Here is a 22,986-nt window from a genome sequence, read left to right as displayed (position 1 = left end):
AAACACTTACTTTTACGGTTGATTCGGTTCTAAGCGGTATGAAAGAAGCTGGAAATCAGGTGTATAGTGGAACGTACCGTAAAGCGGTTCATCATTGTATAACAGATGTTCGAAAATATATCGATCGCCTGCAGCCATCGGCAGTTCTTTCACTTCATCTATCGGTTTCCACTCTAATTTTCCTTCAGGCGACTGTTCGAGTGGAACGCCAGTAAATTGGTTGGCTTTAAACGTAAATAACATCCATTCCGATTGAATGGCATCACCGTCTTTTATGACAATCGTAAAAATACCATTAATTTTTGGATCAATAACAGTAAGTCCGGTTTCTTCACGATATTCTCGTTTTACTGCTTCTAGTACGGACTCACCTACCTCCATTTTCCCGCCGGGTACAACCCACCAGCCACGGCGAGGTTTTTGCAGCATTAAAATCGATCCGTCTTTTACAACAATACAATTCGTAACTCTCTGCACACGACTCACCTCACGTTCTCATGACCTAAGTATACTATCAAACAGTTGTACTCACAACGGTAAGCTCCCTACAGGAAAACTGGTAATACATAGAGATCTGATAAAATTTTGTCGAATTTGTCCATATGAATGAACTATTGAATTATCGTTCACTGATGTGTTTCTTTCGTAGGAAGGGAATTTTCTGGGATAAATGATTTTTACGTTTTTAGTATTAAATTTAACTCCTATAAACTATCGTCATAAAACAAATTACTTTTTAATGTCACATACATGGTGTTCTAAGCAAAATACGAGGTGTTCTTTTTCTATAGTAATTATATTGCTCGATCTCATGTCGTAATCCAAATCACTGCATTTATTTCGATAGCAAGATCTTGATTAATAAAAACACTTTCTATAATAAAAAAAAGCGCACGAACAAATTTATGTCCGTGCTTCAAAGTAATATATAAAAAAGGGGGTCAATTACTTACTCTTATAGTAACCTTTTTATGTTGCATGACTGTTACAAAAGAGTTAAGACACAGTTACGTTTTGTAAAGATTTTTTGTAGATTATTGTCGATGTGTAAATTCCAAGCGAATCTTTACTCGTTGTCCCCTTCTCGAGACTTGCTATTACTTTGCTTTCGCTTTTTCAGCTAAGGTTTCAATGTAGTGTTGAGCGCTTTGTGCAGCAATACTTCCATCACCTGTTGCTGTAACAATTTGTCGAAGAGTCTTTTCACGAATATCACCAGCTGCAAAAATTCCTGGTACTTTCGTTTCCATTTCATCGTTTGTTACAATATAACCGTCTTCATTTGTAATCCCTAAATTAAGAACCGAAGCATTTAGCGGCAGCATCCCAATGTAAATAAAGACACCGTCTGTCTTAAATTCACGTTCTTCACCTGTTTCCGTGCTGACAAGTGTTACACTGCCTACTTTTCCTTCTGCTTCGTTAATTTCTTTAACTGTATGGTTCCAAATGAATTCAACCTTTTCGTTATCGAAAGCACGCTGTTGAAGTATCTTTTGCGCTCTTAATTCTTCACGACGGTGTACGACCGTTACTTTTGTAGCAAAACGAGTTAAATATACCGCTTCTTCTACAGCAGAGTCTCCGCCGCCGACAACAACAAGTTCTTTTCCTTTGAAAAATGCACCGTCACAAACCGCACAATATGAAACCCCGCGGCCGCTTAATTCTTTTTCTCCGGGTACACCTATCTTTTTATACTCAGCACCAGTTGCTACGATAACGGCTTTTGCTTTAAACTCTTTGCTTCCAGCTTTTACGATTTTATAATCTTCGCCGTCAATAATTTCTTTTATATCGCCATAGGCATACTCAGCACCGAACTTTTTAGCATGCTCGAACATTTTGTTTGAAAGATCAGGACCAAGAATATGGTCAAATCCAGGATAGTTCTCTACGTCTTCTGTATTCGCCATTTGGCCTCCAGGAACGCCTCTTTCAACCATAACTGTGCTTAAATTCGCGCGCGATGTGTAAACCGCAGCAGTCATCCCCGCAGGACCAGCTCCAGCAATAATCACATCATAAATTTTCTCTTCACTCATCTATCTCACTCCTTCTGGTTACTAGCTAAGGGCTTTTGATCGTTATCTTTACTATTCCCCAATTAGTATTCCACTTACCTTCTCTGTCTATCGTAGTTATATCTTTTTCAGAAGTCCAATAAATTGCTTGATTATTTCATCATTTTTTTACTAAATCCAATTGCGACTGCTGGTACGTCGAACGCCCAGTTGGTTAAGCTGTTTTATTGGGTTCCGAAAACGAGCTGATACTATACCCTTAGGTGTATTAATTATACCGAACATTCTCATTCTTAAGCAAACCGTTTGCTTCATCCGCTAAAAATTCTTTAGCTTTTTGATCGCCGAGTCTTGCGGCTTTCCTCATGCTAATATAAGCACGTTCCTTCTCTTCACAATGATAGGCTGCCACCGCATAGCATCGTAAGAAGTCTGCAGTTTCATGATAATTGTCTTTTTTTAATAAGCGCAGTTTTAAGAAACTCTCTTTAAAGAGCTCTATTTTACATAATGTTTCTGCTAATAAAAAACGTTGTTCGATATCGATGGGGCTAATCTTTGTTAACCATGACGCGAACTCATACGCCTTTTCTTTTTCACCCGTTTCGAAGTAAAAGGTCGTTAAATGACAATAGGCTGTGAAGTTACCCGGGTCATTTTCTAAAACTTCAAACGTTCGCTCAAATGCTTCTTCATGTTGTCCTTGTAAAAAGAGTGCTTTCGCTATTTGATTATGAGCCGACCATAAATTAGGGCGGTCTTCAATCATCTTTTTAAATTGATCAATGGCCAACTCATAATGTCCACGAGCGATGTGAGCAGCCGCATTTTCATGACGAATAATGAGTAATTCCTCTTCGTCTAATCTAGTCTCAAATGAGTTATCTTCTTTTTCTAAACATAAGAGATCAATTAAGGACATACAGTCATCTAAAAACTCTTGATCTTCATTTTTCTCAATGTATTCAAACGCCAATTCCTCTGCTTTTTCAAATAAACCGAGGTGTGCATAATTATTGGCCATAAAAAAATAACATTCATACATCGTCGGATCCAACTCGGAAATGACGTAATCTAAGATTTCATTCGAACGTTCATACTCACCTTTATCTGCTAAAATTGCTGATAGCTGACAATGGTATACAGGATCATCCTTTTTCAATTCAATAGCTTTTTCCAGGTAATAAATCGCCCGATCCATATTATTTTTACGATAAAATGAAATACCTTTTTGATAAAAATAATCTCCATTTTGAATAAAAGGTATCACTTTCCCCAACTTAATCGCGTTATTTGCTTTAAAAGTCATGTATACAGTTTTCCTCCAAAGTAATAATTCAGCTATTGCAAGTATACTATATTTCTGTTTAATTTTATTAGTGAAATTTCGACAAAGTTTATCATGAAGAGATGAGCTTATGTGCTTGTTGAGACGGTGGGTGGGGAGCTTGAATGGAGATTTTAGTTTTTTATCATTGGAGTGGACTGCATGGTGCTAGTTCACTATTTCTTCATACTGGGCATCTTGGGGTGAGTTTTAACATTTTGGTAATTCGTTTTTTACTAATACTGTGGATTTTGGGCTTCAATACGGCTTTGTGACTCGCTTTTTCCTATTACTGGATATTTCGGGCTCTTATACAGCTTTTATGACTCAATTTTTCCTGTTACTGGATATTTCGGGCTCTAATAAAGTTTTTATGACTCGCTTTTTCCTGTTACTGGATATCTCGGGCTCTTATACAGCTTTTATGACTCGCTTTTTCCTTTTATTGGATATTACGGGCTCTAATAAAGCTTTTACGACTCGTTTTTCCCTGTTACTGGATATTTCGGGCTCTAATACAGCTTTTATGAACCACTTTTTCCTGTTACTGGATATTTCGGGCTCTAATACTAGTACTTAAACTCCGCAAAAATTCAAAAGAAGGCGAATATCGACCAATATTCACCTTCCCGCAAGTAGCTTTTTCCTGTTATTTCGTATGGCGCTCCTCAAGTACGGCCAGCACTTCGTCCAATGGAAGCTTTTGTTCGCGCAGCAGGACGAGCAGGTGGAACAGTAAATCTGCAACTTCCCATTTCAGCTCTTCTGGATCACGGTTTTTCGCTGCAATAATGACTTCGCCAGCTTCTTCGCCGACTTTCTTTAAAATCTTATCGACACCTTTATCAAATAAATACGTCGTATACGATTTCTCCGGCATTTCAGCTTCACGTTCTGCTATCAATGACTCTAAGCGAGAGAGAATCCCAAATCGGTCTTCCTTAGCCGTTACCTCACCTTGATTCAATAAAGAGTCAGCAAAACACGTATACACGCCCTTATGACAAGCAGGGCCGCTCGGATCGACGAGTACTACCAGGGCATCTGAATCACAATCGTAACGTAAGTCAGTCACTGTTTGCGTATTTCCCGAAGTTGCCCCTTTGTGCCATAACTCTTGGCGAGAGCGACTATAAAACCACGTTTCTCTCGTTTCGATCGTTTTTTCAAGAGATTCTCGATTCATATAAGCTAAAGTTAATACTTCTTTACTTTGCGCATCTTGAACAATCGCGGGGATTAAACCTTTTTCATCAAACTTCAAGTTTTCTAAATTCATCGCATGGGTACCCCCTTTTCTTTTAACAAAGTCTTTACTTCAGCTACAGACGTTTCTTTATAATGGAAAATAGAAGCAGCCAATGCCGCATCACATTTCGTTTCCGTGAATACATCATAGAAACACTCTTTTGCACCCGCACCACCTGAGGCAATAACGGGAACTGTTACAGCTGCATTTACAGCTTTCGTTAATGGTAAGTCAAAGCCTGTTTTTTCACCGTCTTGATCCATACTTGTGAGGAGAATTTCTCCTGCACCGCGACGAACAGCTTCTTTTGCCCATTCTATCACTTCCCAATCGGTTGGCGTACGACCGCCATGTGTATATACACGCCATGAACCGAGCTCCTCATCATACTTGGCGTCAATCGCCACAACGATACATTGGGAACCGAAGTAGTCCGCACCTTCTGTAATCAGCTCTGGACGATTAACAGCGGCTGTATTGAGCGACACTTTATCCGCACCTGCACGAAGCACACGCTTCATGTCCGCTAATGAGTTGATGCCCCCACCAACGGTAAATGGAATTGCCAGTTTTGCAGCCACTTCCTCAACCACTTCGACCATCGTTTCTCTTCCTTCATGGGAAGCGGAAATATCGAGGAATACGAGTTCATCAGCGCCTTGCTCATCGTAAAAAGCAGCAAGTTCAACAGGGTCACCCGCGTCCCGTAAATTGACAAACTGAACTCCTTTAACGACACGACCTTCTTTAACATCGAGACATGGAATAATTCGTTTCGTTAACATCTTATTCCACCTCACTTAACGCTTGCGCCAGCGTGAATTGGTTCGTATACAGTGCTTTACCGATAATAACACCGCGAACGCCTTCAGCAGCATAAGGTTTCACTTCTGTTAAATCCGCTAATTGGCTGACACCGCCGGATACGATGACTTCTTTTCCAGTTGCATTCGCTAGTGAGCGACATGCCTCTACGTTAGGACCTGATAGCATTCCATCGCGAGAAATGTCAGTAAAAATAAATACTTCTGCTCCGAAGTCAGCCATTTCTTTTCCGAGCTCTTCTGCTTTGACTTGAGATGTTTCGAGCCAGCCTTCTGTTGCGACATACCCATCACGAGCATCTAGACCGATTGCAATTTTTTCACCGCCATATGCAGCTAGCATTTCTTTTGTAAAATCAGGATCGTTCACAGCAACGCTTCCGAGAATGACACGGTCAACGCCTTGGTCTAGATAAAAAGCCACGTCTTCTTTTGTACGAATACCGCCGCCGATTTGGACGTTTACATTCAGCTCTTTAGCTACTCGAAGAACATGCTCAAAATTAACCGGTTTCTTTGCCTTTGCTCCATCAAGGTCGACCATATGAATCCAATCAGCCCCTGCTTCAGCAAATGTTTTAGCCATCTCAAACGGCGAGTCGCCATACACCGTTTCCTGGTCATAATCGCCTTGGATCAGGCGGACACATTTTCCGCCGCGCATATCTATTGCAGGATATAACGTTACTTTACTCATTTGATAGGCTCCCCTCTACCAGTTTCACATAGTTTGCAAGAATGCTCATTCCGATTGAACTGCTTTTTTCTGGGTGGAATTGCGTTCCCATAATATTATTTCTACCGACTACAGCAGGTACATCCCCGTCATACTCGCTGCTGGCAATCAACACTTCTTTATTGTCTGTACGAACGACGTATGAGTGAACAAAATAGACATGTCCATTCTCAACGTCTTTTAATAACGGATGGTCGGGCTGCTGAAACTCCAGCTGATTCCAACCCATATGCGGCACTTTGTACGCTTCTCCTGCAGCCGTTACACCAGGAAACCTACGCACGGCACCAGGTAAAAGATTTAACCCTGTCGTTTCCCCGTTTTCTTCACTTTCTTCAAATAAAAGCTGCATCCCTAAGCAAATGCCGAGTAACGGCTTACCTGTGTTAGCCCACTCGATCACAAAGTCAGCAAGTCCATCCTGCTTTAAAATTTCCATCGCATCACGGAATGAACCTACCCCAGGTAAAATGAGGCCGTCTGCTTTTTGAAGCTCTTCTACTTTTTCAGAGACGAAATAGTCTTTATTTAAACGTTCAAGCGCCTTGCTTACGCTATGTAAGTTCCCCATCCCATAGTCAATGACACCGATCATTTATAACATTCCTTTCGTCGACGGAATTCTGCCTTTAGCGCGCTCGTCAATTTGTGTCGCTTCATCTAGAGCTCTCGCTAACGCTTTAAAGACCGCTTCAATCATGTGATGAGTGTTGTGGCCATAATGAACGATGACATGTAAGTTCATACGTGCTTCAAGAGCAAGTTTCCATAAAAATTCATGGACTAATTCTGTATCGAATGTACCCACTTTTTGACTTGGGAATTCAGCACGAAATTCAAGATGCGGACGGTTACTTAAATCAACAACGACTTGAGCTAACGTTTCATCCATCGGTACAAACGCGTTTCCGTAACGTTTAATGCCTTTTTTATCTCCTAATGCATCCTTAAGAGCAATTCCTAAACAAATCCCGATATCCTCTGTTGTGTGGTGATCATCCACTTCTACATCACCTTTGGCATCAACGGTTAAATCAAAGTGACCGTGCTTCGTGAATAAATCCAGCATATGAGTCATAAAAGGAACGTTCGTATTTAGATCAGATTTTCCTTCTCCATCGATTGAAAACTGTAGTTTAATTTGGGTTTCACCTGTGTTTCGTTCAATACTAGCTGTACGTTCCATTTTACTTTTCCTCCTCTAGTCGCTTATCAATAGCTCGTGCGTGGGCTTCTAACCCTTCGAGACGAGCGAGTGTTGTTATTTTTTTACCATTCGCTTGCAGTGCTGCTTGACTATAATAAATAATGCTCGATTTTTTTGTAAAATCATCCACATTTAACGGGCTCGAAAAACGGGCTGTTCCGTTCGTCGGTAACACGTGGTTGGGCCCTGCAAAGTAGTCGCCAACAGGCTCTGAACTGTATGGGCCAAGAAAAATCGCTCCTGCGTGCTTAATTTTCCCTATTAAAGTAAGCGGCTCTTCAGTTAGCACTTCAAGATGTTCAGGTGCTAGCTGGTTAACGACATCAATCGCTTCCGCTAAATCTTGCGTCACATAAATCGCTCCGTAATCTTGGATCGACGCCGCGGCAATGTCTTTTTTCGGTAACGTTTCAAGTTGTACAATGACTTCATCGGCGACTTTTTGCGCAAGTTTCTCACAAGGTGTGACAAGAATGGCCGATGCCATCGGGTCGTGCTCCGCTTGGGATAGTAGATCTGCTGCTATAAAAATAGGGTTCGCTTTTTCATCGGCTAATACAACAATTTCACTCGGACCTGCAATCATATCGATATCGACTTGTCCAAACACGGCTCGTTTCGCGAGAGCCACATAAATGTTTCCTGGCCCAACGATTTTATCAATCGGTGCGATCGTTTCAGTGCCATAAGCTAATGCAGCAACCGCTTGAGCACCGCCGACTTTATACATTTCTTTTACGCCAAGCTCATTGGCCGTCACTAGTACACCTGCCGGCCAGGACCCATTCGATTGCGGCGGCGAGACCATCACGATGCGCTCAACTCCAGCGACTTGAGCCGGAATGACGTTCATCATAATGGAAGATGGGTAAGCTGCGCGTCCGCCTGGAACATACACCCCGACCGAATCAAGCGGGGTGACTTTTTGACCGAGCATCGTTCCATCTTCTTTTGTCGTAATCCATGTTTCTCTTTTTTGACGAGCATGGAAATCACGAATATTTTCAATCGCTTCACGAATTGCAGCTAGAGCTTCTTCTTCTATTTCTTCATATGCTCTTTCAATTTCTTCTTTTGTCACCGCAAATGACTGGAGGCGAACACCGTCAAATTTTTCTGTTAGGGCCATTAATGCCTCATCGCCGTATGCTTTTACTTTTTCAATAATTTGGGTTACCGCTTGCTGCTGCGTTTCTGTTCCTGCTTCGATTGTTCGCTTAAGAGAGACGTTTTTCGTTACATTTATAATTTTCATTCGTCTTCCCCCTCAATGACTTTAGCCAAACGTTCGACCAAATCATCAATCCATTCATCTTTCATTCGATAACTGACTGGATTAACAATCAGACGAGACGTAATGTCCATGATTTTTTCTAATTCAACGAGGCCATTTTCTTTTAACGTCCGACCTGTTGAAACGATATCGACAATGCGATCGGCTAAACCAACGAGAGGCGCCAGCTCAATCGATCCATTTAATTTAATCACTTCGACTTGCTCGCCTTGTTCTTTAAAATAACGAATTGCAACATTCGGATACTTTGAAGCGACTTTCGGAGCAATCTCATTTTGCTTCTCATACGTCGGCAGGCCTGCTACTGCTAAATAACATTCACTTATTTTTAAATCGAGAACTTCATAGACATCTCGTTCTTCTTCAAGCATCGTATCTTTTCCGGCAACACCAACGTCTGCCACTCCGTGTTCCACATACGTCGGTACATCCATCGGCTTGGCAAGAATGAAGCGCATCTTTGCATCCGGTGCATCAACGATTAATTTACGCGAGTCGTCGAACTCTGCTGGCAATGCATACCCAGCTTTTCTTAGTAAATCTGCTGCTTCTTCAAAAATACGACCTTTAGGCATGGCTACCGTTAACCACTCACTCATCATTAGCACCTCCATTCTTTGCTTTGCCGATACAATAAATAACTTCTGCAAATTGCTCAGATAAAACATCGACATCTTTAATTCCCGCTAAATCTTGCAGGATGACAGCGTCACCTTGTTCTCTTTTTTGGGTGGCAAGGTCGATCGCTTCTTTTCTGCGCTCATTACTGAAAATGATGCACGTTTGCGGCGTTAACTCTTTCTTCGTCCCGATCGCTTCAACGAGTAAGTCAAGGCGAATGCCGAAGCCTGTTGCTTGAGCAGGACGGTCAAAGTTAGCGAGCAACTCATCATAGCGTCCGCCACTTCCAAGCGGAACACCTAGACGACTTCCGTAGCCTTCAAAGACAACGCCTGTATAATAGCTCATATGCATGACGAGGTTTAAATCAATTTTCAAAAATTCTGTCACACCGTAGCATTCTAATGCTTCCCACAGTTTTGATAAGTCTTGCAGCGCTTTTTCGCCTGCTTCGCTTTGAACTAATTCGGATGCGGCTTGAATTTTTTCACTGCCACCGCGTAATTTCAATAAGTCTAGGAGACGGCTTTTATCAATCGATGATAACGGCAAGCTTTTTACATGCTGACGATAGCCGACATAATTTTTCTCATATAAATAACGTCTTAACACATTAGCTCGCTCTTCATTACCGACGACTTCAAGTAATAATGCATTGACATAGCCAATATGGCCGATCGCCACTTGGAAGTTTTCTACCCCAGCTTTGCGTAGTGAAGAGATCATAAGCGCGATTACTTCTGCATCCGCACTTGATGTTCCATCTCCGACAAGCTCAACGCCGATTTGTTCAAATTCAGCCGGTTTTCCGCCTTCGCGCTGCTGGGAGCGGTATAAGTTTGTATGATAGGAAAGTCGTAATGGATAAGCTTCATTTTTTAAGCTTGAAGCGGCAAGACGTGCAATCGGTGCGGTCATATCCGGTCTAAGCACTAATGTGTTTCCGTCTTGATCAAGCAATTTAAATAGCTGTTGATCGAGGATCGCTGAAGCTTCTCCTACGGTTTCGTAATATTCTAGCGTTGGGGTTTGAATGGCACGATACCCCCAACGAGATACTTCTTCATTTATATCATTTGCAATACGTTGCTTCGTTTCAAATAACTCCGGTAACGTGTCTCTCATCCCAATCGGTTTTTCGAACATAAATGGTTTTGACATGTTTTCACTCTCCATACTTTAGTACGTTTCAGTACATTGTTTAGTACGATTTAGCGGACGTTGTGTTCGGTATAATGCTTAACGCGAATTAGTAAATAAAATTTGTTCAGCTTTAAGTGTGACGCTTTAGTTCGCTAATGTACTAACAAGATAAAGGATATTATATAGTAGTTTACACGCATCTACTACAATCGTCAACCAATATGAGCCGTATTTCCTCCCCTTAATTTGGCTAGAAACTACAGTTTAAATCATACGCCGGCAATACTCGCCATGCTATTCTTGAGATATTTATACAACTATAGTAACACTGATGGAAAAGAAAGGAACAGTAATGATACAAAAAATTCAAAAATTCAGGCGGCGGTGGATTAATTGAGGGTTTTGGAGGTTAGACGAGATCTTGTTGTTGACACAGTTTGGCAAATAAAAAGTTAAATTCCGACAATAAATCGTTCAAATTGGACAATAAAATTAAAAATCGGACAATAAAATATCGAATTCCGACAATAAACTAGTGAGAGCGGACAATAACAAAACTAGATTAACCGAACCAACTAAAATAATACGGGTAATTCATACTAGATACTGCAATAAGTGTTTCACTCGGCACGAAATTGATAAAATCTACGTTGGATACTACCATTTTGAATAAAAAGAGCTGCTAACAGCAACTCTTTTTCACTTTTTGATGAATTATGCGGACTCAGAAGACCTTATTTGCGCGTTACAAAGAAACGGTGCCAGGTACCTTACTACTGTACAGTGGTAAAGGTACCTGGCACCGCGATCATTTTTATTACTCCATAAAGTGAACATTATTGCGCTCGTCCATCTCTTCTTTCGTGTAGATGACGCGCATTGGATTTCCACCGACAAAGCTGCCGGCAGGAACATCCTGATGAACGAGAGTGCCCGCCGATACAATCGCCCCGTCGCCAATCGTTACCCCGGGTAAGATCGTCGAGTTGGCACCGATCATCACTTCATCGCCAATGATAACATCACCAAGACGATATTCCTTAATTAAATACTCATGCGCAAGGATCGTCGTGTTATAGCCGATGATTGAATTGCGCCCAATGGAAATTTTCTCAGGAAACATAACGTCCATCATGACCATCAACGCCACTGCTGTTTGGTCACCGACTTTCATCTTAAGAAACTTCCGGTACATCCAATTTTTCAAGCCGATATACGGTGTATACCGAGCCAATTGAATCACAACAAAGCTCTTCGCGACTTTCCAGAAGGGAACTGTCTTATAAATTTGCCAAAGCGAATTACTGCCTTCGACGGGATACCGTTTCGTCTTTCTCACATTTACTCCACTCCAACGATTTTCAATAAATCTCTCATGTCTTCTAGTACATAATCCGGTTCATACGAGCGAATAAACGCCTCACCCTTAATGGACCAAGCGACTGCAGCTGTTGCTGTGCCTGTGTTTTTCCCACCTAAAATATCATACTGGCTGTCACCGACCATAATCGTCGTTTCAGCTGTTGACTTTAGGGCTTTCATCGCTTTTTCGAGCGGTTCAGGATCTGGTTTTACTTTTTCAACATCATCAATCGCTACAATCACTTCAAAAAAACGATCAAGGCCTGTTACTTCTAACCCGCGAATTGCAGTGCTTTTCATTTTCGTCGTTACAACTGCCAACTTAAATCCTTCTTTATGCAAACGTTCGATCGTTTCAAACACACCTTCATATTCCTTAATTAATAAGTCATGATTAGATAAGTTGTGTTCACGGTACATCGTAATCATTTCTTCCACACGCTCAGAATCAATTCCTTTAAAACTGTCGACAAGCGGCGGTCCGATAAATTCGATCACCTTTTCACGAGAATATTTCCCTGGGAAATAATGCTCAAGTGTATGCAAAAAGGATGAAATAATTAAATCATTCGTATTAATTAATGTTCCGTCGAGATCAAATAGTAGTGTATCAATTTTCATTTACAGCTTCCTTTCCTGTTACTTGCTGCTTTTGCTGTTGCTTTTTCTCATAGCGGTTCCAAATAAAGGCGATCACCATCGTTAGAACGATCGCTGTAACAACCCGGATGATCAGTAACGGCCAAATGGGAATGCCCAATGGAATAAATATGAGCGTGTCTTCGATGACAGCGTGACAAGCGACGAGAAAAATAAATACTAAATATAAATCTTTCTTTTTCACTCCGTCTTCTTTTACTGCTTGGATCATAACCCCTGCTCCAAACGCTAAGCCAAAGAATAAGCCAGAAGCAAGCGTCGTCGAAGTGTTTTCGCGGATTCCAAGCATCCTCGTAAACGGGGACATCCACTTCGAGAACACTTTTAACCAATTTAGTTCTTTCATAATTTGAATAAAAATCATCAGTGGAATGACGATAAGCGCTAATTGAGCAATTCCAATTGTTGCACTTTCAATTCCTTTCCACACGATGGCCAGCCAACCTGTTACTTCGGCTTCATTCCCCGAAGAAACAAAGCCGTATTGGGCAATTTCACTTCCACCCTGCCATAACAGATGAATGACCCACGCAGAGAATAACGCTAAACCTAATCGCACCGCCAATACGACGGACATCCGGATACCAACCTTTGCAGCTACCGCTGACTCGACAAACAGATTGTGAGAGAAGGAAAGCATAACCGCTAGAATAAAAACTTCCTTGACCGTCAGCTCCATCGTTAAAATCGCACCGATCGCCGCATATAAATTCAACACATTCCCTAAAATTAACGGGATGGCAGCCTCCCCAGGCAATCCAATCCACCCCATCACAGGTGCCAGCAACTGAGCCAGCCACTCAAGGACTGGGGTATAGCCGAGAATCGTAATGATCAGCGTGATGGGGAAGATGATTTTCCCTAATGTCCATGTTGTTTGTAATCCTACCATTAATCCCCGTATTAGTATTCCCACCTTGAGCCCCTCTCCGAACAAGACCTTACTTCTTCTTTTTCTTTTTTGCTTTCGTTTGACCAGCTGTTGGTTTTACAGCCGTTTCTTCATCTAAATAGTTCTTTGACGCCAAACCTGTCTTTCGACGATAAATCCATATAATCACAGCACCGACAATTAAGATGATTGAAACAATCTGTGCTGTACGTAAAAAGTCGCCAATCATTAAGTTGTCTAAACGCATACCTTCAATAAAGAAGCGGCCGACAGAATACCAAATGACATAGCTTAGGAAAATTTCCCCTTGCTTTAAATTCACACGACGTAACCATAGTAATAGAGCAAACCCTAAAATATTCCATATTGACTCATATAAGAAGGTCGGGTGATAATACCCTAACCCATGGATGGGGTCATTAATGTACATTTGATTAATAACAAACTGCGGAAGCATTAAGCTTTCAAGAAATTCACGTGTTACCGGACCACCGTACACTTCTTGGTTCATAAAGTTCCCCCAACGCCCGATTGCTTGTGCAATAATAATACTCGGTGCAGCAATATCAAGAATTTTCCAAAAAGAAATTCCTCTTCGCCTTGCAAAAACAATTGCCGTCGCGACACCACCAATAAGTCCACCGTGGATCGCTAAACCACCTTCCCAGATCGCAAACGCTTTTAACGGGTTATCGACATAATGCTCCCAGCGGAAAATGACATAATAAATACGCGCAGAAATAATCGCAATAGGTAAAGCCCAAATTAATAGATCCGTAAACGTGTCTTTCGGCAGCCCACGCTTTTCTGTTTCACGAGTAGCGATTAAAAAACCTACAACTACCCCCATTCCAATCAAAAGCCCATACCAATAAACCGTGATCGGACCTAATTCAAACGCAATTCTACTTAATGGTTGAATGGTTTCCTCCATCAATTTCACCTCTTATTCAATTTAAGCTCGACTTCAAAAGTTTTTTTAAAATTCAAGTGTGTGTTCAAAAAGGAGGACAAAAAGATCCAAGAAGTTCGAGGCGGTGCAGTTACGAGTACCACAGCGTATGCTTTAATACATGAGGAACGCACCAACAAACCAACGAGCAACACAGGCTGTGGTGACTTCGACATTCCCACAGGACGTGGGGCTCTTAGTCGAAGGTCTTCTACCGACGGAGATTTTTCCTGCACTTTTTGAACATCCTCTTCAACAACCTCTATAAATAGTCGTCTCTATCTCCTTCTTCAATCACATCCGTTAAACGCTCGGAAAACTCTTGCGCCGCATTAATACCAAGTCGTTTTAATCGGAAGTTCATCGCTGCAACCTCAATGATAACCGCTAAGTTACGACCCGGACGAACGGGAACCGTCAATTTCGGCACGTCTACATCAATAATTTTTAAAGTGTCTTCTTCCAAGCCCAAGCGATCGTAAGCTTTCTTTTGATCCCATAATTCTAGATTAATAACGAGTGCAATCCGTTTAAACGGACGAATCGCCCCAGCTCCAAAAAGAGTCATGACATTAATAATTCCTAACCCGCGAATTTCAAGCAGGTGTTTAATTAATTCGGGTGAACGGCCGATTAACGTATCTTCATGTTCTTGGCGAATTTCCACTGAGTCATCCGCAACAAGACGATGGCCACGGCGAACGAGATCAAGTGCCGTTTCACTTTTACCAACACCACTAGCTCCCATAATTAGTACACCTATTCCATAGATGTCAACAAGCACACCATGAATCGCTGTCATCGGAGCAAGTTTGCTTTCTAAATAGTTCGTCAGCCTACTACTTAAGCGCGTTGTCGTTACAGGTGACCGTAAAATGGGCACTCCTTTTTCTTCAGAAGCAGCAACAAGCTGAGCCGGAACTTCTAGTCCCCTAGAAATAATAATACCTGGAGTGTCATATGTGCAAAGCTTAAGCATCCGCTCTTTCTTATCAATTTCACTTAATTGTTCAAAAAACGAAAGCTCCGTTCGACCGAGCAACTGAAGACGGTTTGCCGGGTAATATGTAAAAAAACCAGCCATTTCAATACCAGGCCGGGAAATATCACTCGTTGCGATCGGCCGATATATGCCTTCCTCTCCACTAATAAGCTCTAACTGAAAATTTTCTATCAAATCATTTGCAGTAACTTTTGCCATCCGATTATCCTCCATCCTATACATCAACATTACTTACACATTATAACCTTAAAAGTACTGAAGAAAAAAGGTCGGGCAATCCAAGCGTAATGACAGAAAAAGTTTAGCCTATAAAAACGGGTCAAAAGCATGCTTCCGCAAGACTAATCAAAAAAAAAGAGTAGCAATCTTTGAGCAAAACGATGGGTCGCATTGCACAACCACTATGTTATAAGGAAATTTTTGTATTGTAAATAAAAATGCCTGTTACACGAAACTTAGCTAACATATAAGCCCCTGCCCTTTAGAATGTTTCCTTGCAAACGAAAAAGCACTGAACAATGATAATTCATTGTTTCAGTGCTTTATGGTAGACAGCAGGTCATGATATTACGATTTCTTCAACGGCTCGACTATCATTTTTTGAATCACGGTATTAAGAATTGTGATGATAATGGCTGCTAAAATGGCCATTCCGAAGCCGTCAATCACAAATGATGAACCCATGAAGGCAGCTGTTAATTGGAGCGTAATCGCATTAATCACAAATAAGAAAAATCCTAAAGTTAAAATCGTAACCGGCAGTGTCAGAATAACGAGGATCGGTCGAACGATAAAATTTAAAATCGAAAGAATGATACTCGCAAAGAATGCGGCTCCAAAGTCAGCGATATGAAACTGCCCAAAGAAGTGGGCAACAATAATCAGCGTGATACTATTGACGAGTAAGTGTATGATCCATCCCATCAATCCACAATATCTCCTTCATTCGGAATAACGAAAGCGGCTGCTATATAACCGAGGAGCAGTGGAAATCCTGCAGTGAGGAAGAAAAGAATGATAAATAGAACACGAACGAGAGACGGGTCAATTCCAAAATAGGCAGCCAGCCCGCCGCATACGCCGGCTAGCTTTCGATCATGAACGGTTCGAAACAGTCTTTTTTGCATGTTTTTTCACCTCGCATTTTTACGAGCGTTGCTCAATTTGAATAGATCCTGTATTGGTTTCTGCTTCTAATTTAAAACGTGGAGAACATTCTTTATTTGCAATAAAGGAAAGTGTTTTCTGTACGAAGTCTTTTTTCTCTTCGACAATTTCCAGTCCATTTAAATCACACGTAAACCCGCCAACATTCGTTTCCAGCTTCCCTTCTACGCGAAGGTCGTCAGGTAAGGAAACATCAATACTTCCTGTCGTGGCTTTTAAATCTGCGTAACACGGCTCAGCCACTTCATCGAGTCGGTAGTGAATCGCTCCATTGACCGTTTCCACACTGACATCAATGTTTTTTCCTTCTAACGTAATCGCACCGTTCATCGTCTTCACTTCACACCATTCATTATGAGCGGCTGAAATGTCCACTGGTCCATTCACTGTTTCAGCGTAAAGTTTTTTACTTTCTACATCTGTAAGGTGGACGCTTCCGTTAACGACTTTCGTCTCCAGCTTGCCTCCTTGAAGATTTTCCCCCTTAATATGCCCGTTAAACGTGTAGACCTTGATGGAATTATAATATTCTCTCGGAATGTAGCAAGTAGCCTGGATTTTAATCGTCTTAACTTTAGAATAAAATTTGACCCGGTCTTCTCTTCCTTCAAAGACCGTCTCTTGCAGAAACGTTTGTCTTCCTTCTTCGGCATCACGAGCGCGGTACACTTTAGCTTTACACTCGACACGAATATCTTGCTCTTCCCATGGAATTAATGTCACTGAACCATTTTCTAATGAAAAATCTAGTTCTTTTCCAGTAAAGTGTTTATGGTGAAAAATATGTTCAATTTCAACATACGGACCAAAATTAAAGTCTAGATCTAAATCCTTAATTTTTTGAATAGCATTTTCAATAAAGCCTGTTAGAATACTGGCACCTGAAGTTTGACGATACGTACGACGCGATTGACGTTTACTGTCCCAATCCACACGCTCAGATAATGCCGTTTGTTGCTTTTCTTCCGTTGCCTGCTTCTCCTTCGTTTCTTTTGGCTCGTCTTGCTGAAGGGCATTTAATAACTTTAACCCTTCTTCTGCTGTAATTTTTCCGTCTTCAATCATTTTCAAGATCATTTTACGTTCTTCCATGTAGAACCTCTCCTCTATGGAAATCTTTTCTTAACTCAATAATACATACGTCCTATGAAGAAAAAAGTTACAAATTAATTAAGAATCTCTAAAAATATTCTTAAAATCTTCTTATCTTGAGTCTCTCAGTAATTTGATGGATATAGGGAGGCATGTATTTAAAGAGTATTGGGTTAAAAGCGCTGTCGTTGCTAGTATGCTCGAGTTATTCAGTTAACTTTATTTTAGCTATTCATTTCATTTTATATTGAATGAGTACACTGGTTTTTGTGGTGATTTTCTTCGCCCTTCATTAAAACCAGTGGAAACCAATTACGTTGTTAATGCGCCCACACGATATGGACTTTGCTTCCTCATAGGCTTAAAGTGGGCGTCTTGGCGCCAGTTAAGTTAACAAGCTAAATGCAAAGCGTGTGAAATTTCGATTCCACACGCTTTGGCCTACTACAATATTTTGTTTAATAAGGCTTTAGGTTATTACTTTTTCAGAAGTTCTTTTTCTTTCACTCGATCTTCCATCCGTTGCAGGTCTCGCTCCAAGATCGGCTTTAAATAATAACCGGTATAGGAACCTTTTACCGTGGAGACTTCTTCTGGTGTTCCGGTCGCTACGATTTGACCGCCTTTATCGCCGCCTTCTGGACCTAAGTCAATGATATGATCCACTGTCTTAATGACATCTAAGTTATGCTCGATGACAAGAACGGTATCTCCGTTATCGACTAATCGTTGCAACACTTTTAATAAACGGTCAATATCGTGAACATGAAGACCGGTCGTTGGCTCATCTAAAATATAGAGCGTTTTACCTGTCGATCGTTTGTGTAACTGAGAAGCGAGTTTGACCCGTTGCGCTTCTCCTCCTGATAACGTAGTCGCCGGCTGACCTAACCTCATGTAGCCGAGACCGACATCTGCTAGTGTTTCGATCTTCCGTTTGATTTTCGGGATATTCGCAAAGAATTCCAGACCGTCCTCGACTGTCATTTCCAGTACATCAGCAATCGTCTTTCCTTTATACGTGATATCTAGCGTTTCCCGGTTATAACGCTTGCCATGGCAAATTTCACAAGGCACATAGACATCCGGCAAGAAATGCATCTCGATTTTAATAATTCCATCACCGCGGCAAGCTTCACAGCGCCCGCCTTTTACGTTAAAGCTAAAGCGCCCTTTTTTATAGCCACGCACTTTCGCTTCATTTGTTAAAGCAAAGACATCGCGAATATCGTCAAACACACCCGTATACGTCGCCGGATTTGAACGAGGCGTACGGCCGATCGGGGACTGGTCAATATCAATGACTTTATCCACATGCTCAAGTCCCTTAATTTCTTTATGAGATCCGGGCTTGTCTTTCGCTTTATGCAGTTTTTGAGCGAGCGATTTATATAAAATTTCATTAATAAGCGTACTTTTACCTGAGCCCGAAACACCCGTTACCGCAACAAACACACCGATCGGAATATCGACATTTACTTTTTGCAAGTTATTTTCATTCGCTGCTTTAATCGTCAGCATGCGGCCATCCGATTTTCTTCGTTCTGATGGAAGCGGGATAAATTTCTTCCCGGATAAGTATTGTCCGGTCAAAGAATTCGGATCCTCCATTATTTCCTCAGGAGTCCCTTGTGCTGTAATCATCCCCCCGTGCACGCCGGCTCCAGGGCCGATATCAATAATGTAGTCGGCTGCAGTCATCGTGTCTTCATCATGTTCGACAACAATTAACGTATTTCCTAAATTCTTCATATGCTTTAACGTTTCAATTAGACGGTCATTGTCCCGTTGATGCAAACCAATGGATGGTTCGTCGAGAATATAAAGAACACCCATTAAGGACGAACCAATCTGAGTCGCTAAACGAATGCGCTGCGCCTCACCGCCAGAAAGCGTACCTGCAGAGCGCTGCAGTGACAAGTAATCAAGGCCGACATTAATGAGGAACCCGAGACGTTCATTAATTTCTTTTAAAATCAGACGGGCAATCGCGATTTCTTTATCGGTCAGTTCAAGCTCATCAAAAAGAGCTTTCGCGTCTTTAACAGATAAAGCCGTGACTTCTCCAATGTGTTTCTTACCAATTAAAACTGACAGACTTTCTTTCTTAAGGCGATTCCCTTTACATTTCGGACAATGGTGTTGGGCCATATAGCCTTCCATTTGCTCACGAATATAATCAGATGACGTTTCATGATAACGACGGGCAATATTGTTTAATACCCCTTCAAATAGAATGTTATTTTCGCGGACTTGCCCAAACTCGTTTTCATAGCGGAAATAGATTTTTTCCGTGCCGCTTCCATATAACACTTTATTGAATAGCGATTCAGGAATTTGCTCCACTGGAAGATCCATATCAATCCCATAATGTTCACACACAGACTTCAACAGCTGCGGATAATACTGCGAGCTCGTAGGTTCCCACGGCGCAATTGCATGCTCATTTAATGACCTGGAACGATCTGGGATGACAAGGTCTAAGTCGACTTCTAATTTCGTACCTAACCCGTCACACGTAGGACATGCACCATACGGGCTGTTAAAAGAAAACATCCGAGGCTCAAGCTCAGGGATGGAAAACCCGCAATGCGGACACGCGTGATGCTGGCTGAAGAGAAGTTCTTCTTCACCAATGACGTCGACAAGCACACGTCCGTCCCCTAGACCAAGAGCAGTTTCGATTGAATCGGTTAAACGCGCTGCAATTCCTTCCTTCATGACAATCCGGTCAATGACAACTTCAATACTATGCTTCTTATTTTTCTCCAGTTCAATGTCTTCAGCGACTTCACGCATCTCCCCGTTGACACGTACACGGACATATCCTTGCTTCTTAATATCTTCTAACACTTTCACGTGCTCGCCTTTACGTCCAGACACGATCGGTGCTAGGATTTGCATCTTCGTACGCTCCGGGTACTGCATAATGCGGTCGACCATCTGCTGGACCGTTTGTGAGCTAATTTCAACGCCATGCTTCGGACAAATCGGACGGCCAATTCGCGCAAAAAGAAGACGTAAATAATCATAGATTTCCGTGACTGTTCCGACTGTGGAACGCGGGTTACGACTCGTCGTCTTCTGGTCAATTGAAATCGCAGGTGACAATCCTTCAATCGCATCGACATCCGGCTTGTCCATCTGCCCTAGAAACTGACGGGCATACGCCGACAACGACTCCACATACCGGCGTTGACCTTCTGCATAAATCGTATCAAACGCAAGTGATGACTTACCCGAACCTGAAAGTCCTGTTAATACGACTAACTTGTTTCTCGGAATCGTCACATCGATATTTTTTAAATTATGAGAACGTGCTCCTTTAACGATGATATTTTCGAGTGCCATCTTACCTTCATCCTTCCGCTTTTAGCTCTAAAATTAAATCACGCAATTCTGCTGCACGTTCGAAGTTTAAATCTTTTGCTGCTTCTTTCATTTCTTTTTCCATTCGTTCAATCATCGCGTGGCGGTCTTTTTTGCTCATCTTGCCTGTCGGTGCCACAGCCGTATACGTTGCATCTGCTTCTGCAGCGTACGTCGCTTGGATAATTTCTGGAATTTTCTTTTGTATCGTCATTGGCGTTATGCCGTGCTTTTCATTGTATTCTTTTTGGATTTGACGGCGCCGGTTCGTCTCATCAATAGCGATCTTCATCGATTTCGTCATTTTATCCGCGTACATGATGACATGCCCATTCACATTACGCGCTGCACGTCCGATGGTCTGAATAAGAGACCGCTCGGCACGTAAAAAGCCTTCTTTATCTGCATCCAAAATCGTCACGAGCGAGACTTCAGGAATATCGAGACCTTCCCTTAATAAGTTAATTCCGACAAGCACATCGTACGTTCCGATTCGAAGCTGGCGGACAATTTCGAGCCGCTCTAACGTTTTTACTTCAGAATGCATGTACTGCACGCGAATTCCGATTTCTTTTAAATAATCGGTTAAGTCCTCAGACATTTTCTTCGTTAACGTCGTAACGAGTACTCGTTCTTTCTGAGCGACACGTTCATTGATTTGTCCGATTAAGTCATCAATTTGCCCCTCGATTGGACGTATTTCGATTGTAGGATCGAGCAGGCCTGTCGGACGAATAATCTGTTGAACAACTTGTGGTGTTTTTTCTAGCTCATACGGTCCTGGTGTTGCTGAAACATAGACAATTTGATTTGTCTTTCCTTCAAATTCTTCAAACTGCAGCGGGCGGTTATCAAGAGCAGACGGTAATCTAAAGCCGTGGTCTACGAGTACTTGCTTTCGCGCACGGTCCCCGTTATACATCCCGCGGATCTGCGGTAACGTGACATGTGACTCATCAACGACAATTAAATAATCGTCTGGAAAGAAGTCCAGTAAGGTGTACGGTGTGTCGCCTTCTTTTCGGAACGTTAAATGTCTCGAGTAATTTTCAATCCCTGAACAAAAGCCCATTTCCCGCATCATTTCAAGGTCATAGCGTGTCCGCTGTTCGAGACGTTGGGCTTCAAGTAATTTTCCGTTCTCGTTCATTTCTTTCAAGCGTTCTTCTAATTCAGCTTCAATGTTCACAATCGCACGGTTTAGTTTTTCTTCACGTGTAACGAAGTGGGAGGCTGGGAAGATCGCCACATGATTTCGCTCACCTTTTATTTCACCTGTCAATGCATCGACTTCTGTAATTCGTTCAATTTCATCTCCAAAAAACTCCACACGAATACACTGCTCGTCACGGGAAGCCGGAAAGATTTCGACGACGTCACCGCGAACACGAAACGTACCACGAGTAAAGTTAATATCATTGCGGTCATATTGAATGTCGACGAGATCACGCAAAAGCTCGTTACGTTCTTTTTCCATCCCCGTTCGAAGGGAAACGACAAGGTCCCGGTACTCTTCCGGCGAACCTAAACCGTAAATACAAGAAACACTCGCAATAATAATGACATCTTTTCGTTCAAAAAGTGAACTTGTCGCAGAGTGGCGCAGTTTATCGATTTCATCATTAATACTGGCATCTTTTTCAATATACGTATCGGATTGAGGAACATATGCTTCGGGCTGATAGTAGTCATAGTAACTCACGAAATACTCAACCGCATTGTTCGGAAAAAACTCTTTAAACTCACTGTACAGCTGTCCCGCTAACGTTTTATTATGGGCAATAACTAATGTCGGTTTATTGACTTCTTTAATTAAGTTGGAGATCGTAAATGTTTTCCCTGTCCCTGTAGCTCCTAACAGCGTTTGGTGAACCTTTCCTTCTTCAACGCCTTTCACAAGCTCTTTGATCGCTGCTGGCTGATCCCCTTGTGGTTGATATTGAGAGACTAACTCAAAACTGTGCTCCATCGCCTGGCTCCTCCTTCTATTCACAAAAGTGCGCACTGCCCGCTATTTGTGCGAGTGGCGGCACGGGTCGCTTTTTTCGTCATTTTATTAAGAAA

21 protein-coding genes are annotated in these 22,986 nt (G+C 41.9%); all 21 read right to left on the bottom strand.

Features of this window, described 5'->3' with window-relative positions; genetic code table 11:
• Window positions 1-12: 12 nt before the first annotated feature.
• Window positions 13-477, bottom strand: a complete 465-nt coding sequence (locus N7Z68_RS12000; RefSeq protein ID WP_275118789.1) for an 8-oxo-dGTP diphosphatase — start codon at window positions 475-477, stop codon at window positions 13-15.
• A gap of 620 nt (window positions 478-1,097) precedes the next feature.
• Window positions 1,098-2,045 (bottom strand): thioredoxin-disulfide reductase, encoded by a 948-nt coding sequence (gene trxB, locus N7Z68_RS11995; protein WP_275118719.1) that lies wholly within the window; start codon window positions 2,043-2,045, stop codon window positions 1,098-1,100.
• Between the two features lie 247 nt (window positions 2,046-2,292).
• Window positions 2,293-3,333, bottom strand: a complete 1,041-nt coding sequence (locus N7Z68_RS11990; protein ID WP_275118718.1) for a tetratricopeptide repeat protein — start codon at window positions 3,331-3,333, stop codon at window positions 2,293-2,295.
• Between the two features lie 667 nt (window positions 3,334-4,000).
• Window positions 4,001-4,630, bottom strand: a complete 630-nt coding sequence (gene hisIE / locus N7Z68_RS11985) for a bifunctional phosphoribosyl-AMP cyclohydrolase/phosphoribosyl-ATP diphosphatase HisIE (protein WP_275118717.1) — start codon at window positions 4,628-4,630, stop codon at window positions 4,001-4,003.
• A complete protein-coding gene (gene hisF, locus N7Z68_RS11980) occupies window positions 4,627-5,385 on the bottom strand; it encodes an imidazole glycerol phosphate synthase subunit HisF (protein ID WP_275118716.1) in 759 nt (252 codons plus the stop codon). The genes hisIE and hisF overlap by 4 nt, the downstream gene beginning before the upstream one ends.
• A gap of 1 nt (window position 5,386) precedes the next feature.
• Window positions 5,387-6,121, bottom strand: coding sequence for a 1-(5-phosphoribosyl)-5-[(5-phosphoribosylamino)methylideneamino]imidazole-4-carboxamide isomerase (hisA, locus tag N7Z68_RS11975; protein ID WP_275118715.1), 735 nt, complete (start codon window positions 6,119-6,121; stop codon window positions 5,387-5,389).
• Window positions 6,114-6,755 (bottom strand): imidazole glycerol phosphate synthase subunit HisH, encoded by a 642-nt coding sequence (gene hisH / locus N7Z68_RS11970; RefSeq protein ID WP_275118714.1) that lies wholly within the window; start codon window positions 6,753-6,755, stop codon window positions 6,114-6,116. Before hisH ends, hisA begins: the two co-directional genes overlap by 8 nt.
• Entirely contained in the window at window positions 6,756-7,346 is a 591-nt protein-coding gene (hisB, locus tag N7Z68_RS11965; protein ID WP_275118713.1) for an imidazoleglycerol-phosphate dehydratase HisB, read from the bottom strand. It abuts the gene before it with no gap.
• 1 nt (window position 7,347) lies between these two features.
• Window positions 7,348-8,622 carry a histidinol dehydrogenase gene (gene hisD, locus N7Z68_RS11960; RefSeq protein WP_275118712.1) on the bottom strand — a complete coding sequence of 425 codons (1,275 nt, stop codon included), beginning with the start codon at window positions 8,620-8,622 and terminating at the stop codon, window positions 7,348-7,350.
• A complete protein-coding gene (hisG, locus tag N7Z68_RS11955) occupies window positions 8,619-9,260 on the bottom strand; it encodes an ATP phosphoribosyltransferase (protein ID WP_275118711.1) in 642 nt (213 codons plus the stop codon). Before hisG ends, hisD begins: the two co-directional genes overlap by 4 nt.
• A complete protein-coding gene (locus N7Z68_RS11950; protein WP_275118710.1) occupies window positions 9,253-10,443 on the bottom strand; it encodes an ATP phosphoribosyltransferase regulatory subunit in 1,191 nt (396 codons plus the stop codon). The genes hisG and N7Z68_RS11950 overlap by 8 nt, the downstream gene beginning before the upstream one ends.
• A gap of 799 nt (window positions 10,444-11,242) precedes the next feature.
• On the bottom strand, window positions 11,243-11,764 hold the full coding sequence (locus N7Z68_RS11945; RefSeq protein ID WP_275118709.1) for an acyltransferase: 522 nt from the start codon (window positions 11,762-11,764) through the stop codon (window positions 11,243-11,245).
• Window positions 11,765-11,766: 2 nt separating this feature from the next.
• A complete protein-coding gene (gene ppaX, locus N7Z68_RS11940) occupies window positions 11,767-12,408 on the bottom strand; it encodes a pyrophosphatase PpaX (protein ID WP_275118708.1) in 642 nt (213 codons plus the stop codon).
• Window positions 12,398-13,363, bottom strand: a complete 966-nt coding sequence (locus N7Z68_RS11935) for a nucleoside recognition domain-containing protein (protein WP_275118707.1) — start codon at window positions 13,361-13,363, stop codon at window positions 12,398-12,400. The genes ppaX and N7Z68_RS11935 overlap by 11 nt, the downstream gene beginning before the upstream one ends.
• A 25-nt stretch (window positions 13,364-13,388) precedes the next feature.
• A complete protein-coding gene (gene lgt / locus N7Z68_RS11930; protein ID WP_275118706.1) occupies window positions 13,389-14,273 on the bottom strand; it encodes a prolipoprotein diacylglyceryl transferase in 885 nt (294 codons plus the stop codon).
• 280 nt (window positions 14,274-14,553) lie between these two features.
• Window positions 14,554-15,492: an HPr(Ser) kinase/phosphatase gene (gene hprK, locus N7Z68_RS11925; RefSeq protein ID WP_275118705.1), complete on the bottom strand. Its 939-nt coding sequence runs from the start codon at window positions 15,490-15,492 to the stop codon at window positions 14,554-14,556.
• A 369-nt stretch (window positions 15,493-15,861) separates the two neighbouring features.
• Window positions 15,862-16,221: a phage holin family protein gene (locus tag N7Z68_RS11920; RefSeq protein WP_275118704.1), complete on the bottom strand. Its 360-nt coding sequence runs from the start codon at window positions 16,219-16,221 to the stop codon at window positions 15,862-15,864.
• Complete coding sequence (locus tag N7Z68_RS11915; RefSeq protein ID WP_275118703.1) at window positions 16,218-16,421, bottom strand: PspC domain-containing protein; 204 nt, start codon at window positions 16,419-16,421, stop codon at window positions 16,218-16,220. Before N7Z68_RS11915 ends, N7Z68_RS11920 begins: the two co-directional genes overlap by 4 nt.
• A 19-nt stretch (window positions 16,422-16,440) precedes the next feature.
• Window positions 16,441-17,553, bottom strand: coding sequence for a DUF4097 family beta strand repeat-containing protein (locus N7Z68_RS11910; RefSeq protein ID WP_275118702.1), 1,113 nt, complete (start codon window positions 17,551-17,553; stop codon window positions 16,441-16,443).
• 477 nt (window positions 17,554-18,030) lie between these two features.
• Window positions 18,031-20,904: an excinuclease ABC subunit UvrA gene (gene uvrA, locus N7Z68_RS11905; RefSeq protein ID WP_275118701.1), complete on the bottom strand. Its 2,874-nt coding sequence runs from the start codon at window positions 20,902-20,904 to the stop codon at window positions 18,031-18,033.
• Between the two features lie 7 nt (window positions 20,905-20,911).
• Window positions 20,912-22,891 carry an excinuclease ABC subunit UvrB gene (gene uvrB, locus N7Z68_RS11900; protein ID WP_275118700.1) on the bottom strand — a complete coding sequence of 660 codons (1,980 nt, stop codon included), beginning with the start codon at window positions 22,889-22,891 and terminating at the stop codon, window positions 20,912-20,914.
• Window positions 22,892-22,986 lie beyond the last annotated feature (95 nt).

Origin of the sequence: Alkalihalobacterium chitinilyticum, from assembly GCF_029028005.1 — a bacterium.
Classification (GTDB): Bacteria; Bacillota; Bacilli; order Bacillales; family Bacillaceae_F; genus Alkalihalobacterium; species Alkalihalobacterium chitinilyticum.
This window is presented reverse-complemented; position numbering and strand designations above follow the sequence as displayed.

Coding starts and splice junctions, on each gene's coding strand:
- trxB (WP_275118719.1), bottom strand. CDS start 2,045: ATGAGTGAAGAGAAAATTTATGATGTGATTATTGCTGGAGCTGGTCCT.
- N7Z68_RS11990 (WP_275118718.1), bottom strand. CDS start 3,333: ATGACTTTTAAAGCAAATAACGCGATTAAGTTGGGGAAAGTGATACCT.
- hisIE (WP_275118717.1), bottom strand. CDS start 4,630: ATGAATTTAGAAAACTTGAAGTTTGATGAAAAAGGTTTAATCCCCGCG.
- hisF (WP_275118716.1), bottom strand. CDS start 5,385: ATGTTAACGAAACGAATTATTCCATGTCTCGATGTTAAAGAAGGTCGT.
- hisA (WP_275118715.1), bottom strand. CDS start 6,121: ATGAGTAAAGTAACGTTATATCCTGCAATAGATATGCGCGGCGGAAAA.
- hisH (WP_275118714.1), bottom strand. CDS start 6,755: ATGATCGGTGTCATTGACTATGGGATGGGGAACTTACATAGCGTAAGC.
- hisB (WP_275118713.1), bottom strand. CDS start 7,346: ATGGAACGTACAGCTAGTATTGAACGAAACACAGGTGAAACCCAAATT.
- hisD (WP_275118712.1), bottom strand. CDS start 8,622: ATGAAAATTATAAATGTAACGAAAAACGTCTCTCTTAAGCGAACAATC.
- hisG (WP_275118711.1), bottom strand. CDS start 9,260: ATGAGTGAGTGGTTAACGGTAGCCATGCCTAAAGGTCGTATTTTTGAA.
- N7Z68_RS11950 (WP_275118710.1), bottom strand. CDS start 10,443: ATGTCAAAACCATTTATGTTCGAAAAACCGATTGGGATGAGAGACACG.
- ppaX (WP_275118708.1), bottom strand. CDS start 12,408: ATGAAAATTGATACACTACTATTTGATCTCGACGGAACATTAATTAAT.
- lgt (WP_275118706.1), bottom strand. CDS start 14,273: ATGGAGGAAACCATTCAACCATTAAGTAGAATTGCGTTTGAATTAGGT.
- hprK (WP_275118705.1), bottom strand. CDS start 15,492: ATGGCAAAAGTTACTGCAAATGATTTGATAGAAAATTTTCAGTTAGAG.
- N7Z68_RS11915 (WP_275118703.1), bottom strand. CDS start 16,421: ATGCAAAAAAGACTGTTTCGAACCGTTCATGATCGAAAGCTAGCCGGC.
- N7Z68_RS11910 (WP_275118702.1), bottom strand. CDS start 17,553: ATGGAAGAACGTAAAATGATCTTGAAAATGATTGAAGACGGAAAAATT.
- uvrA (WP_275118701.1), bottom strand. CDS start 20,904: ATGGCACTCGAAAATATCATCGTTAAAGGAGCACGTTCTCATAATTTA.
- uvrB (WP_275118700.1), bottom strand. CDS start 22,891: ATGGAGCACAGTTTTGAGTTAGTCTCTCAATATCAACCACAAGGGGAT.